This window comes from Bradyrhizobium ingae, from assembly GCF_055791185.1.
Genome location: NZ_JBVUBB010000034.1, coordinates 63620 through 76462, shown reverse-complemented (window position 1 = coordinate 76462; position 12843 = coordinate 63620). Strand labels below are relative to the sequence as shown.

Annotated in this window: 13 protein-coding genes, 1 tRNA gene and 1 pseudogene; 10 read left to right on the top strand and 5 right to left on the bottom strand. The window is 64.7% G+C overall.

Annotated features, from left to right (window positions below):
- The first annotated feature begins 240 nt into the window (after positions 1-240).
- The 3 genes from ACV1FX_RS33210 (at position 241) to ACV1FX_RS33200 (ending at position 2757) form a co-directional block, all read left to right on the top strand.
- Complete coding sequence (locus tag ACV1FX_RS33210) at positions 241-729, top strand: tellurite resistance TerB family protein (RefSeq protein ID WP_473121758.1); 489 nt, start codon at positions 241-243, stop codon at positions 727-729.
- Positions 730-950: 221 nt separating this feature from the next.
- Positions 951-1730 (top strand): SDR family NAD(P)-dependent oxidoreductase, encoded by a 780-nt coding sequence (locus ACV1FX_RS33205; RefSeq protein ID WP_473121757.1) that lies wholly within the window; start codon positions 951-953, stop codon positions 1728-1730.
- Positions 1731-1959: 229 nt separating this feature from the next.
- Positions 1960-2757 carry a glutamine amidotransferase gene (locus tag ACV1FX_RS33200; RefSeq protein WP_473121756.1) on the top strand — a complete coding sequence of 266 codons (798 nt, stop codon included), beginning with the start codon at positions 1960-1962 and terminating at the stop codon, positions 2755-2757.
- Between the two features lie 266 nt (positions 2758-3023).
- Here the strand turns inward: ACV1FX_RS33200 and ACV1FX_RS33195 are convergent.
- Positions 3024-3099, bottom strand: a tRNA-Ala gene (locus ACV1FX_RS33195).
- Between the two features lie 189 nt (positions 3100-3288).
- On the opposite strand from ACV1FX_RS33195, the gene ACV1FX_RS33190 reads away from it, so the two are divergent.
- From ACV1FX_RS33190 to ACV1FX_RS33180, 3 genes are read left to right on the top strand one after another with little or no spacing between them, the layout of a single operon-like run.
- Positions 3289-3579, top strand: coding sequence for a YggT family protein (locus ACV1FX_RS33190; RefSeq protein ID WP_473121755.1), 291 nt, complete (start codon positions 3289-3291; stop codon positions 3577-3579).
- 13 nt (positions 3580-3592) lie between these two features.
- Positions 3593-3943, top strand: a complete 351-nt coding sequence (locus tag ACV1FX_RS33185; RefSeq protein ID WP_473121754.1) for a DUF167 domain-containing protein — start codon at positions 3593-3595, stop codon at positions 3941-3943.
- A gap of 3 nt (positions 3944-3946) precedes the next feature.
- On the top strand, positions 3947-4831 hold the full coding sequence (locus ACV1FX_RS33180; protein ID WP_473121753.1) for a bifunctional methylenetetrahydrofolate dehydrogenase/methenyltetrahydrofolate cyclohydrolase: 885 nt from the start codon (positions 3947-3949) through the stop codon (positions 4829-4831).
- A gap of 95 nt (positions 4832-4926) precedes the next feature.
- Here ACV1FX_RS33180 and ppa read toward each other — a convergent pair whose 3' ends face one another.
- Positions 4927-5457 (bottom strand): inorganic diphosphatase, encoded by a 531-nt coding sequence (gene ppa, locus ACV1FX_RS33175; protein WP_473121752.1) that lies wholly within the window; start codon positions 5455-5457, stop codon positions 4927-4929.
- A gap of 178 nt (positions 5458-5635) precedes the next feature.
- Positions 5636-6145 carry a GNAT family N-acetyltransferase gene (locus ACV1FX_RS33170; protein ID WP_211387995.1) on the bottom strand — a complete coding sequence of 170 codons (510 nt, stop codon included), beginning with the start codon at positions 6143-6145 and terminating at the stop codon, positions 5636-5638.
- A 266-nt stretch (positions 6146-6411) separates the two neighbouring features.
- Between ACV1FX_RS33170 and ACV1FX_RS33165 the strand changes: the two genes are divergently transcribed.
- The 4 genes from ACV1FX_RS33165 to ACV1FX_RS33150 are packed head-to-tail and all read left to right on the top strand — an operon-like array spanning position 6412 to position 9516.
- Positions 6412-7311, top strand: a complete 900-nt coding sequence (locus tag ACV1FX_RS33165) for a dienelactone hydrolase family protein (RefSeq protein ID WP_473121751.1) — start codon at positions 6412-6414, stop codon at positions 7309-7311.
- Entirely contained in the window at positions 7308-7775 is a 468-nt protein-coding gene (locus ACV1FX_RS33160; RefSeq protein WP_473121750.1) for a DUF2269 family protein, read from the top strand. The genes ACV1FX_RS33165 and ACV1FX_RS33160 overlap by 4 nt, the downstream gene beginning before the upstream one ends.
- Positions 7776-7783: 8 nt before the next feature.
- Positions 7784-9109 (top strand): SDR family oxidoreductase, encoded by a 1326-nt coding sequence (locus ACV1FX_RS33155; RefSeq protein ID WP_473121749.1) that lies wholly within the window; start codon positions 7784-7786, stop codon positions 9107-9109.
- On the top strand, positions 9109-9516 hold the full coding sequence (locus tag ACV1FX_RS33150; RefSeq protein ID WP_473121748.1) for a thiol-disulfide oxidoreductase DCC family protein: 408 nt from the start codon (positions 9109-9111) through the stop codon (positions 9514-9516). Before ACV1FX_RS33155 ends, ACV1FX_RS33150 begins: the two co-directional genes overlap by 1 nt.
- 23 nt (positions 9517-9539) lie before the next feature.
- Here ACV1FX_RS33150 and ACV1FX_RS33145 read toward each other — a convergent pair.
- Positions 9540-10786 (bottom strand): annotated as a pseudogene (locus tag ACV1FX_RS33145) (flavin monoamine oxidase family protein).
- Positions 10787-10989: 203 nt separating this feature from the next.
- The gene (typA, locus tag ACV1FX_RS33140; RefSeq protein WP_473121747.1) at positions 10990-12816 is read right to left on the bottom strand and encodes a translational GTPase TypA; all 1827 of its coding nucleotides are present in this window, start codon (positions 12814-12816) and stop codon (positions 10990-10992) included.
- Between the last annotated feature and the right edge of the window lie 27 nt (positions 12817-12843).

Here is a 12843-nt window from a genome sequence, read left to right as displayed (position 1 = left end):
CAATGACGATGTGGAGGCATATGTGCGCCATGCCCTCGGTCGTCATGCCCGGGCACAGGAGAGCGGAAGCGACGCCGTCCTTCAGACGGCCATGGCCAGGCCATTGACGGAGGATGCGGAACATAATTGCCGAAACGTAATGCAGCACCGGGCATAAGCGCGCATTGCGCCGTGCGAATTTCCCGCTCATATAATGAGGAGAGGCCGCCGTTGCGGCGCCAACCAATGCGGCGGGATTTCATGCTGGACGGACTGCGCCAATTCATTGCGGACATCGTCGCCCCCGAGGCGCGGGACCGCGCCTTCGGCGACAGCGACTATCGCCTGGCGGCGACCGCGCTGCTGATCCATGTGATCTCGCTCGATGGCGAGCCGACGGAAGCGGAACGGCGCAAGTTGCACAGCCTGATCGAAAGCCATTTCTCGCTGGATCGCGGCACCGCGGACCGCCTGATCGCCTCCGCGACGCAGGTCGAGGGCGAGGCAGTCGATCTCTATCACTTTACCAGCATCATCATGCGCTCGCTCAATGAAGAGGGCCGCAAGCGCATCGTCGAGATGATGTGGGAGGTGGTCTATGCCGATGGCCAGGTGACCGAGTTCGAGGACAACGTCGTCTGGCGCGCATCCGATCTGCTCGGCGTGTCACAGCGCGACCGGATCGAGCTCAAGCATCTCATCGCGAGCCGCCGCACCGGTCAGGTCGAGGATGGCGTCGCCAGTACTTGAACGCGTCGGCAGCGAGGTCAGCGCCGGCCACATGACGAAACTTTAATGTATCCGGCGATCGCAGCTTCGCGGAATACCCCTGCAAATCTACGGCTTTTTCGTCATCCCTCATCCCCGCCACCCATCGCGAGGCCGGCGGGCGGCTTGCATCGCGCACGCGCCGTATGCTCTCGTCCCTGGGTTGTCGCCCCAATTTCGCTTGCATTGAAGAGACGTCGATCGTGACTGAGCGTGTGACGCTGATTACCGGTGCCTCGGCGGGCATAGGCACGGAGCTGGCGCGCGTGTTTGCCGCGAACGGTCACCGCCTCGCCTTGTCGGCGCGTCGCGCCGACCGGCTTGGTGCATTGGCCAGCGAGATCGCAGCCAAGGGCGGCAAGACGCCGATCGTGATCGCCTGCGATCTGGAGGAGCCAGGTGCGGGCGAGAAGATCGCGGCGGCTCTGGCCGCCGCCGATGTCGAGCTTGACCATCTCGTCAACAATGCCGGCTTCGGGGTGTTCGGCGATGCGATCGAATGCGATCGCGCCGCGCAGCTCGGCGTCATCGACGTCAACATCCGCGCCCTGACCGATCTGTCGCTGCGTTTCGCGGATCAGCTCGTCAAGAACAAGGGCGGCATCCTCAACGTCGGCTCGGTCGCGGGCTTCCTGCCCGGCCCCGGCATGGCCGTTTATTATGCCTCCAAGGCCTACGTCATCTCCTTCACCGAGGCGTTGCGCGGCGAGCTCGGCCCGCGCGGCGTCCGCGTCACCGTACTTTGTCCGGGTCCCGTGGCGACCGAGTTTCAGACCCGCGCCGGCTTTACCCCGGGGATCGATTCCGCGGTTCTTGACGTCTCCCCCGCTGATGTTGCGCGCGCCGCCTATCGTGGGCTGATGGCTAATAAACGGGCGGTATTGCCTGGTCTCGGCATCAAGATCGTGCCGTTCCTGCTGCGCTTCTTCCCGCGCGGATTCATTTTGGCGGCTGTCGGCAGGTTTCAGAGGCGCCGGCGCTAGAGCATGATCCGGATCCGAAGGGCCGCGTTAGCGCAAAGTGTGACGCGGTTTTCCCTCGCGACAACGGGGACCGCGTTTGCCCGGAGATCATGCTCCAGAAAGAACAAAAGCCGATCTTGGCCCGGCACTTGCTTTGTCTTCTTCAGCTCAGCGTGTGCGCAAACTCACACGAAATTAACGATCGCTTAGTTATGCTGGCGGTCTGAACCGATAGCTTTCGACAAGGGCAATGTCGTTCCGGACGGACAGGCTTGGTGGTGCGGAGGTGGTCCCCTTCAGGAGAAGGGCGCCAGACGCCGCCGCCGACCCAAGGCCGCCGCTGCCTGTTCTGATCGTCCTGCATCAGGAATCCTCGACGCCAGGCCGGGTCGGCAACGCCTTGCGCGCGCTCGGTCATCGCCTCGACATTCGCCGGCCGCGCTTCGGCGACCCCTTGCCGCAGACGCTCGAGCATCACGCAGGCAGCGTGTTTTTCGGCGGCCCGATGAGCGCCAATGATGGCGACGACTACATCCGCCGCGAGATCGACTGGATCGAAATTCCGCTGCGCGAGCAGCGCCCGTTTCTCGGCATCTGCTTGGGTGCGCAGATGCTCGCGATGCAGTTAGGAGCCCGCGTCGCGCCGCATCCCGATGCGCTCACCCAGATCGGCTACTATCCGATTCGTCCGACTGCGGCCGGACACGCGCTGTGCCCGGACTGGCCGGGCAAGGTCTATCACTGGCACCGCGAGGGCTTTGAGCTGCCTGCCGGCGCGGAGCTGCTCGCGGAGGGTGACGATTTTCCGGTGCAGGCGTTCTGTGCCGGCAATGCATTCGGCTTCCAGTTTCATCCCGACGTGACCTACGCGATGATGCATCGCTGGACCACGCGCGGCTATGACGGCCTGAGTGCGCCCGGCGCGTGCGCCCGCCACCATCATTTCGCAGACCGCGCCGTCTATGACGTCACGGAGCGTGCCTGGCTGAAGAATTTCATCGATGGCTGGCTGGCGCGCAGGCCGGTCATGGCGCAAGCGGCCGAGTGATCGTGGCGGAGCTCGAAGATCAAAGATTGCGGATCAAGCCCGCCGTCGCCCTTCGGGCTTTGGCGCGGCAGCCTTCGCTCACTTCGCTACGATGGAACGGAACGGGCTTGCCGAGCCGAAGCTCGCGAAGCGGATAATATCTTAGGTCGAAGTTTTGCCGAGGCCCGGCTTCGCCCTTCGGGCTACGCCGCGGCAGCCTTCGCTAGCTTCGCTACGATGGAGCGGAGCTGGCTTGCCGAGCCGTAGCTCGCGAAGCGAGCGAAGGCTGGTGGAGCCAGGCGGGATCGAACCGCCGACCTCGTCATTGCGAACGACGCGCTCTCCCAGCTGAGCTATGGCCCCGTTTGCTGGCCGCTCTGGTAAACGCGGCCGACAACCGGGCGCCATTTAAGTCCCCGCCAAGGTCAAGTCAAGGACGGGCATGACCCGGTTTTAGCCCCGTGCGAGCCGGGACTTCCCTTGTTTGGGCCGGGGGGAACCGATATCTAGCAAAAGGCGTCAATCCCGACCGGAACCAGAGTTTTCCCAGCCATGCGTGCCGTTCTCGACATCGTCATCATCGTGCTCGATCTCTACGTCTGGCTGCTGATCGCCTCCGCGATCCTGTCCTGGCTGATCGCCTTCAACGTGGTGAACACCCGCAACCAGTTCGTCTCGGCGGTGGCCGAGTTCCTGTACCGCATCACCGAGCCGGTGCTGGCGCCGATTCGCAATTTCCTGCCCAATCTCGGCGGCATCGACATCTCGCCGATCATCCTGATTCTGATCATCATGTTCCTCGAGCGGGTGATCATGTACTACATCTACCCGAACGTGATTTAGGCGAAGCAGGGCCTTGGTCTCGACAACGCCCTCCAGAGAACCTTGGCGCTATTCCACCTCGGGTATCAGTATCGCGCTGCGGGTGACGCCGCGCGGCGGCCGCGACGACATTGACGGCATCGAGGCACTCTCCGACGGCCGCTGTGTGCTCAAGGTGCGGGTGCGGGCGATTGCCGATGGCGGCGAGGCCAACCGTGCCGTTTTGCAGCTGTTGGCGAAATCGCTCGGCGTACCAAAGGCGAGCGTGCGGCTGCTCTCGGGTGCCACCTCGCGGCTGAAGCAGATTGCGGTCGACGGCGACCCGGTGCGCCTTGGCGAGGCGCTGCGCCGGCTCGCCGCGGCCAAATCGACGGACAAGGATTAGGACATGACGGCAAAGATCATCGATGGAAAAGTCATTGCCGCGGAGCTCCGGGCCCGCGTCGCGGACGAGGTCGCCCGCGTCAAGCGCGAGCACGATCTGGTGCCGGGGCTCGCGGTCGTGCTGGTCGGCAGCGATCCCGCCAGCGAAGTCTATGTCCGCTCCAAGCACACCCAGACCCAAGCTGCCGGCATGGCCTCGTTCGAGCACAAGCTGCCGGCCGACGTCTCGCAAGGAGATTTGCTGGCGCTGGTCGCAAAACTCAATCGCGATCCCGCCGTGCATGGCATCCTGGTACAGTTGCCGCTGCCCAAGGGCCTCAACACCGAGGCCGTGATCAACGCCATCGATCCTGCCAAGGATGTCGACGGACTCCATCCGAACAATGCCGGCCGGCTCGCCGGCGGTTTTCAGGCGCTGTCGCCCTGCACGCCGCTCGGCTGCATCATCCTGACCAAGAGCGTGCACGCCTCGCTCGAAGGCTTGAACGCCATCGTCATCGGCCGCTCCAACCTCGTCGGCCGTCCGCTGGTGCAGTTGCTGCTGAACGAGAACGCCACGGTGACGATTGCGCATTCGCGCTCGCGCGATCTGCCTGGGCTCGTCAGGCGGGCAGATCTCGTCTACGCCGCCGTCGGCAAGGCGGAGATGGTCCGCGGTGACTGGCTGAAGCCGGGTGCGACCGTGATCGACGTCGGCATCAATCGTATCCCGAAAGAAGACGGCAAAACGCGTCTCGTCGGCGATGTCGCCTATCAGGAAGCCCTTGATGTCGCCGGCGCGGTCACGCCGGTGCCGGGCGGCGTCGGCCAGATGACGGTGGCGTGCCTGCTGGTCAACACGCTGCGTGCTGCCTGCGCGATCGCCGGCCTGCCGAAGCCGGCGGTGTAAGAGGTTCGTCATTCCGGGGCGATGCGCTAGCATCGAACCCGGAATCTCGAGGTTCCGGGTTCGCGCTATCGCGCGCCCCGGAACGACAGTGAAGGTTACTTCTTCTTCGCGCGCTCGATGCCTTCGAGGATCAGCTTGTGCGCTTCCTCCGGGCCACCCCAGCGCAGGATCTTCACCCATTTGCCCTTCTCGAGATCCTTGTAGTGCTCGAAGAAGTGCTGGATCTGCTGCAGTGTGATGTCGGGCAGGTCGCTATAGGCTTTGACCTTGTCGTAGCGCTGCGTGAGCTTCGACGACGGCACCGCCAAGATCTTCTCGTCGCCGCCGGCCTCGTCCTCCATGAACAGCACGCCGACCGGGCGCACGCTCATGACGGCTCCGGGGATGATGGCGCGGGTGTTGACGATGAGCACGTCGCAGGGGTCGCCGTCATCCGACAGCGTGTGCGGGATGAAGCCGTAATTGCCGGGGTAGCGCATCGGAGTATAGAGGAAGCGGTCGACCACCAGCGTGCCGGCTTCCTTGTCCATCTCGTACTTGATCGGCTCGCCGCCGACCGGCACTTCGATGATGACGTTGACTTCGTTTGGCGCTTTGGTCCCGATCGAGACCGCATCGATACGCATAAAAGGCTCCGTGTTTTGCCGAAATTGATCTCGCCCGGCAGCGATTTGGCGCTGTCATACGCGGGCTTGGCACGCCGATCCATCGACTTTTCGCGAAATGATGAACCCCGGTTCTACCGGCGCAAATGGGCAAACGGTATCGGCGGAAGGAAGTATGGCCTGCCCGAATGACGGCAGGTCAGTTGGTCCAGGCGAAAGCGACCTTGTCGAGCGATTTGGGCCCGAACCGCTCCGAGGAGCGCGCCACCATGCGGCCACCCAGCGCCCGGTAAAATTCCGTGGCCGGATCGTTGTCGGACAGCGCCCAGACCACCATGCTCTTCAGATTGCTCTGCACCAGGTCGCGGCGGGCGGCGGCGAACAGGCGTCGGCCGAAGCCAAGCCCCTGGAATTCCGGACGCAGGTAAAGCTCGTAGATTTCACCGTCGAAGTGAAGGCTGCGGGCACGGTTGCGGCCGTAATTCGCATAGCCTGCGATCTTGTCTCCGAACACCAGCACGCTGACACGGCTGCCCTTGCGGATCGCACTGTCCCACCATTGCGGGCCGCGGCGGTTGATCAGCTTTTCCAGCTCGGCGCCGGGGATGATGCCCTGATAGGCTGAACGCCAGGCTTCGTCATGAGTAGACGCCACCGCAGTTGCGTCTGCAGCTTTGGCCGGCCGGACCTCGATCAGGGTTGTGCTCATGGGCGCGATCAAACCAAGTCGCCGGGCCGGCGGCAAGAGCCATCGTTAATTATCGGTTAACCTGTGGACTTTCTGCATCAGTTTCCTGGCCGTGTTGTACCGAAAGAGGACAGGGCGCCACCTTGAACGGCATTGTCCTGCCGCGTACCGGTGCAAAACTGCTTTGTGACAAAGGCCTGCTTGGTGGCCACGCAGAAAAGTCCGCCCAGGATGATTCGTTCCAGCTACTCTGGTCCTCCGCTGTTCGAATCCGCGCCCGGTAATTTATGCGGTCCCTGGAGCTCGTCGTTGCCCTTTGTTTGCTCGCTATGCTGGCGGCGTCGCCCGCGCGCGCTCAGAGCGCGTTGGGCGCTGCGGGTGCCGAAAGCGAACCGTTTCGCCGGCAGGAGTGGCGCGTGCCGACGTCCGACCCGAGCGTCGCGGCGCGCGCTCTGCTCTTTCGCCCGGCCGGCGATGGCCCGTTCCGCCTCGCGCTGATCGCGCATGCCTCGACGCAAAACGTTCTGCGTCGTGCGCAAATGCCGCAGCCGGAGTACCGCGCGCTGGCCGCGTTCCTGGTCGCGCGCGGCTTCGCCGTGCTGGTGCCGGAACGGCTCGGCCATGGCGCAACCGGCGGCCGCTATGTTGAGGACCAGGGCGGCTGCGACGAGGCTGACTATGCGCGCTCGGGCCGTGCCACGGCCGAGGAAATCGCAATTGCGCTGGAATTTTTGCGGACACAGGATTTCGTCCGCAAGGATGGCGCCGTGGTGCTCGGTCATTCCGCTGGCGGGTGGGGCGCGCTGGCGCTCGCCAACGCCGACCCCGCGACGGTTGGTGCCGTCATCGCCTTCGCGCCTGGGCGCGGCGGCCACGCCAACGACTTTCCGAACCAGGTCTGCGCGCCGCATGCGCTTCAGGCGGCGGCAGGCGAATTCGGCAAGGCGGCGCGCGTGCCCGTCATGTGGCTGGTTGCGGCCAACGACAGCTATTTCGCGCCCGCATTATCGCGGCAATTGGCCGATGCGTTTCGCAGCGGTGGTGGCAAGGTCGATTTCCGCGCGCTGCCTGCCGTGGGCAGCGAGGGCCATTGGATGATCGAGACTGAAGCCGGCGTCAAAGTCGCCAGCGCCGAGATTGAGCGTGCGCTGAAATCGCCAAAGCCGGTCGCAGCCAAAAAGCCATGACGCTGTATTTCCTGATCAAATATCTTCATGTGCTCGGCGCCATCGTGATTCTCGGCACCGGTAGCGGCATCGCATTCTTCATGCTGATGGCGCATCGCAGCCAGGACGCCGAGTTCATCGCGCGCACCGCCTCTGTCGTCGTGACTGCGGACGCTCTGTTCACGCTCTCGGCCGTCATCCTCCAGCCGGTCACGGGCGGACTATTGATGATGCTCTCGGCGACGGCGTTCACGGAGCGCTGGCTGCTCGCTTCGCTGGCGCTCTATGCCATCGCCGGGCTGTTCTGGGTGCCCGTGGTGTTCATGCAGATCGAGATGCGCGATCTCGCGCGCAAGGCGGCCCAGCAGCGCGCTGCGTTGCCGCCGCGCTATTTTGTGCTGTTCCGCCGCTGGTTCGCCTTCGGCTTCCCCGGCTTCGGTGCGACGATGCTGATCCTCTGGCTGATGATCGCAAAGCCGTTTTGAGTGACGCGATGGGTGAAGTGATACGCAATATTCTCCTGCTGGGAGCCTCCGGCCTGATCGGCCGTTTCGTCACCGACGATCTCCGCTCCCGCGGCTTTCGAGTCATCGGCGTGGCGCGACGGCTGTCGCCGGCGCAGAAGATGAGCGCGCTCGACATCGAGCTGCCGATCCTCAACCTCGATGCGGCGGCGCTGACGCGGCTTCTGAACGAGCATGCGGTCGATGTGGTCGTCAATTGCCTCGGCGTGCTCCAGGACGGCCCCGGCAGCGACACCAATGCGGTGCATCGTGATTTCGTCGCGCGCCTGTTGCGGGCGATTGGCGCGAGCGGTCACGCGATCCGGCTGGTGCACATCTCGATCCCCGGCGCGGCCAATGAAGATCTCACCGCCTTTGCCACCACCAAGCGCGAGGCCGAGCGCCTGATCGGCTCTTCCGGCATTCCTTACGCGATCCTGCGCCCCGGCTTCGTGGTCGCGCCGTCGGCCTATGGCGGCAGCGCAATGCTGCGTGCGCTCGCGGCCTTGCCACTCGACCTGCCCGCTAAGGAGGTGGCGACGCCGTTCCAGCCTGTCGCCGCCTGCGATATCGCCGCCACGATCGCCTGGCTCGCGGTGCGCGACATCGACGATCCCGCCGTGAAAGCCGTGAGCTGGGATTTGATGCAGGCGGAGCCTGTCACGATGGCTGGTGTCATCAAGCAATTCCGCATCGCCTTCGGCACTGCCGGCTGGCCGCATTTCGCGATGCCGGCAGTCCTGCTCGATCTCGGCGCGAAGCTCGGCGGTCTCGCCAGCCTTCTCGGCTGGATGCCGCCGATACGCTCGACTGCGATCGCCGAACTGCGCCGCGGCCTAACGGGCGACCCGCAGCATTGGATCGTGGCCACGGGCATCGCGCCGAAGACGTTGGCAGAGACGATCGGGCGCCATCCCGCGACCATCCAGGACAAATGGTTTGCCCGGCTGTTCCTGGTCAAGGCGCTGATCTTCGCAAGCCTGGTCGCATTCTGGCTCGTCTCCGGCTTCATTGCGCTGTTCGTATCTTATCGCGCGGCAGCCGGTATCCTGAGCGCGCACAACTTCCCGCCCGCGCTGGTCGGTCCCATTACCGTCGGCACCAGTCTGATGGACATGAGCATCGGCGTGCTCATTGCGTTCCGACGCACGGCGGCCGTCGGGCTCGTCGCGGGCATCATGGTCTCGCTCGGCTACATGTCTGGCGCGGCGATCCTCACGCCCGACCTCTGGATCGAGCCGCTCGGCGCATTGGTGAAGACAGGGCCGGCGATTGTGCTCATGCTGGTCGCACTGCTCACGCTGGATAATCGCTGATGCCCCAATGGCCCGACGACGACGTGATCCTGTTCGACGGCGTCTGCATCTTCTGCTCGCGCTGGGTCCGCTTCGTCGCGGCGCGCGATACGACGAGGCGATTCCGGTTCACGCCGATTCAGTCGCAGTACGGAACGAAGCTCGCACAGACCTTCGGCATCGATCCCGATGATCCCGACACCAATGCCGTCGTCCACGGCGGCGACGTGTACATGAAATCGGACGCCGCGCTGACCGTGCTGTCGCTGCTCCCCGGCTGGGGCTGGGTGCACACGCTCTTCGCCGTACCCAAGCCGCTGCGCAACGCGATCTACAATCTCGTCGCGCGCAACCGCTACCGCATTTTCGGCAAGTACGACGCGTGTTTCGTGCCGGACGCGGATTTGCGCGCGCGGGTGATTGAATAGTACCCGTCGCAATGACGGAGTTGCTACCGCTTCCCAGCCGCCGCCAGCACTTCTTGCGCTGCCCGTTCCCCGCTATCCCGCGCCCCGTGGGCGGTCGTGAAGAAATTCGGCGACGTTGCCTCTCCCGCGAAGAACAATCGCCCATCGACCGGCGCCGCCAGCACGGCGCGATCGCCGGCGTGGCCGGGCAGTGCGTGCGAATAGGCGCCGCGGGCGAACGGATCTTTTGCCCAGCGGGACTCTGCGAGCGGCTTCAGCTTCCGGCGGATGTCGTTGCCGAGGAGGCCGGCGATCTCGTGATGCTCTCTGCGGCAATGGCGCCGTCGCCGGCATCTTCAAGTTCGCGCGCAAAGCTGCCGCCGAAGAAACCCTCGATGCAGGGCTGGCCGAACGGGCGGATATGATAAGTGCCCATCGCGGTGCGCATGGTGGCGCCGCGCAAGTTGGCTTCCTTCGGAAATGCTTCGGCATCGTCCAGCGCCAGCGTCACCTTGTCGTCGACCCCGAGCGGCAGGCCGCCGGCGGCGTCGAGCTTGCCGGGCAATGCGGGGACAAAGCGGATTGCTTCATCTGCGATCAAATTGGTCGGCACGGTGACGATCGCCTTTGCCGCATCAAGCTTGCCCAGGGAGGTTTCGAGGCGGATGCGCTTTGCCGAATGATCGATCAGCGTGACGTTGCAGTTCAGCGCCACGGGGCAGGGCGCGCCATAGGCAGCGATCAGCGCGCCATAGCCGCGGCGAATGCGCCAGTTGAGGTTGCTGTCCTCATAGGCATCCCAGTCCAGCGTCGACATGTCCCTGAGTTCGCAGCCGTTGATGTAGGTCGAGATCGCATCGATCATCGGATTCCAGCGATTGCCGGATTCTAGGCTTTGACTCGCGGGCGCGTCGTCTCCCTTCTGGGCGGCCTCCCAGAGGCGCTCATAGAACGCGTCGATCGCGCGCATGAAATCGTCGCGCTCGGCCTGCGGAAATGCGTTGCCATAGGCGCGCTCGCGCCAAGGCGGCAGGTCCTTGTTGATTTCGAAATTGAGCTGCTGCGCGATCGGAACGAAGGAGTTCTTGTCTGCCGAATGCAGCCAGCCGCAGCCGACGTCAAACGTCACCTCAGGCGAGGCCTGCACCGTCCAGGCGCGGCCGCCGAGCCGGTCGCGGGCCTCCAGCACGATCACCGAAAGCGCGGAATTCTTCAGCCCATGTGCGGCGCCAAGGCCGGCGGCGCCAGCGCCGATGATCGCGACGTCGACGGAGGAGGGGAGGGAGGTCATGGGTGGGCTCTAGCACGTTCGCCGGGTGTGCTGAAGGCAGACAGGTATGCAGCTATCGTGTCCCGGACGCACTGCAGCGCCCTTGCGCTGCGGTGCAGAGCCGGGACCCAAGAGGGCAAGCAAGCGCGGCGCGAGCGGCTGGGCCCCGGTTCAGCGTCGCACCGCTATCGCGCTGCGCCGCGTCCGGGGCATGAGACGGTGGCTTACGCCACCGCTTCCTTGGCCTTCTCCGCGCGTTTGCGCTCGTTCGGATCGAGGTGCTTCTTGCGCAGTCGGATCGACTTCGGCGTCACCTCGACGAGCTCGTCGTCCTCGATATAGGCGAGCGCCTTTTCCAGCGTCATCCGGATCGGCGGGGTCAGGCGCACCGCCTCGTCCTTTGACGTGGTGCGGATGTTGGTGAGCTGCTTGCCCTTGAGCACGTTGATCTCGAGATCGTTGTCGCGGGTATGCTCGCCGACGATCATGCCGCGATACACCTTCCAGCCCGGCTCGATCATCATCGGGCCGCGATCTTCCAGCTTGAACATGGCGTAGGCCACCGCGTCGCCCTGGTCGTTGGAGATCAGCACGCCGTTGCGACGGCCCTGGATCTCGCCCTTGTACGGGGCATAGCCGTGGAACAGGCGGTTCATGATCGCGGTGCCGCGGGTGTCGGTGAGCAGCTCGCCCTGGTAGCCGATCAGGCCGCGGGTCGGCGCGTAGAACACCAGGCGCTGACGATTGCCGCCCGAGGGTTTCATCTCGATCAGTTCCGCCTTGCGCTCGCTCATCTTCTGCACGACGACACCGGAATGCTCCTCGTCGACGTCGATGACGACTTCCTCGATCGGCTCCATGGTGGCGCCGGTCGCCTCGTCCTTCTGGTACACGACGCGCGGACGCGACACCGAGAGCTCGAAACCTTCGCGGCGCATGGTCTCGATCAGGATCGCGAGCTGCAATTCGCCGCGGCCCGACACTTCCATCGCATCCTTGTCGGCGGCTTCGACCACGCGCAGCGCGACGTTGCCTTCGGCTTCACGGAGCAGACGGTCGCGGATCATGCGGCTCGTCACCTTGTCGCCTTCGGTGCCGGCGAGCGGGGAGTTGTTGACGATGAACGACATCGACACGGTCGGCGGATCGATCGGCTGCGCCGGCAGCGGCACCTCGACGGTCGGATCGCAGAAGGTGTCGGCGACGGTGCCCTTGGTCAGGCCCGCAATCGCAACGATGTCGCCGGCTTCGGCTTCATCGAGCGGCGTGCGCTCGAGACCGCGGAACGCCAGGATCTTGGTGATACGCCCGGACTCGACCAGCTTGCCGTCGGCATTGAGCACCTTCACCTGCTGGTTCGGCTTGAGCACGCCGGAGGAGATGCGGCCGGTGATGATGCGGCCGAGATAGGGGTTGGCCTCCAGGATGGTGCCGATCATCTTGAACGGGCCTTCCTCGACCTGCGGCGGCGCGACATGGCGCAGGATCAGGTCGAACAGCGGCTCCATGCCCTTGTCCTTCGGACCCTCCGGGCTCTCGGCCATCCAGCCCTGCTTGGCCGACCCGTAGAGGATCGGGAAGTCGAGCTGCTCCTCGCTGGCGTCGAGCGCCGCGAACAGGTCGAACACCTCGTTGATGACTTCGGTCGGGCGCGCGTCGGGGCGGTCGACCTTGTTGATGACGACGATCGGCTTCAGGCCGACCTTGAGCGCCTTGGAGACCACGAATTTGGTCTGCGGCAGCGGACCCTCGGCGGCGTCCACCAGCACCAGAGCGCCGTCCACCATGTTCAGGATGCGCTCGACCTCGCCGCCGAAATCGGCGTGGCCGGGGGTGTCGACGATGTTGACGCGGGTGTCTTTCCACTGCACCGAGGCCGCCTTGGCCAGGATGGTGATGCCGCGCTCACGCTCCAGGTCGTTGGAGTCCATGGCGCGTTCGGTCACCTTCTGGTTCTCGCGGAAGGTACCGGATTGCTGCAGGAGGCGGTCGACCAGGGTCGTCTTGCCGTGGTCGACGTGGGCGATGATGGCGACGTTACGAAGGTTCATGAGTGAGCTTCTTTGCGTTCGAACAAT

Excerpts from the sequence above, each read along its gene's own strand:
- ACV1FX_RS33200 (WP_473121756.1), top strand. The coding sequence starts at position 1,960 with ATGTCGTTCCGGACGGACAGGCTTGGTGGTGCGGAGGTGGTCCCCTTC.
- ACV1FX_RS33170 (WP_211387995.1), bottom strand. The coding sequence starts at position 6,145 with ATGAGCACAACCCTGATCGAGGTCCGGCCGGCCAAAGCTGCAGACGCA.
- ACV1FX_RS33190 (WP_473121755.1), top strand. The coding sequence starts at position 3,289 with ATGCGTGCCGTTCTCGACATCGTCATCATCGTGCTCGATCTCTACGTC.
- ACV1FX_RS33160 (WP_473121750.1), top strand. The coding sequence starts at position 7,308 with ATGACGCTGTATTTCCTGATCAAATATCTTCATGTGCTCGGCGCCATC.
- ACV1FX_RS33155 (WP_473121749.1), top strand. The coding sequence starts at position 7,784 with ATGGGTGAAGTGATACGCAATATTCTCCTGCTGGGAGCCTCCGGCCTG.
- typA (WP_473121747.1), bottom strand. The coding sequence starts at position 12,816 with ATGAACCTTCGTAACGTCGCCATCATCGCCCACGTCGACCACGGCAAG.
- ACV1FX_RS33150 (WP_473121748.1), top strand. The coding sequence starts at position 9,109 with ATGCCCCAATGGCCCGACGACGACGTGATCCTGTTCGACGGCGTCTGC.
- ACV1FX_RS33165 (WP_473121751.1), top strand. The coding sequence starts at position 6,412 with ATGCGGTCCCTGGAGCTCGTCGTTGCCCTTTGTTTGCTCGCTATGCTG.
- ppa (WP_473121752.1), bottom strand. The coding sequence starts at position 5,457 with ATGCGTATCGATGCGGTCTCGATCGGGACCAAAGCGCCAAACGAAGTC.
- ACV1FX_RS33180 (WP_473121753.1), top strand. The coding sequence starts at position 3,947 with ATGACGGCAAAGATCATCGATGGAAAAGTCATTGCCGCGGAGCTCCGG.
- ACV1FX_RS33210 (WP_473121758.1), top strand. The coding sequence starts at position 241 with ATGCTGGACGGACTGCGCCAATTCATTGCGGACATCGTCGCCCCCGAG.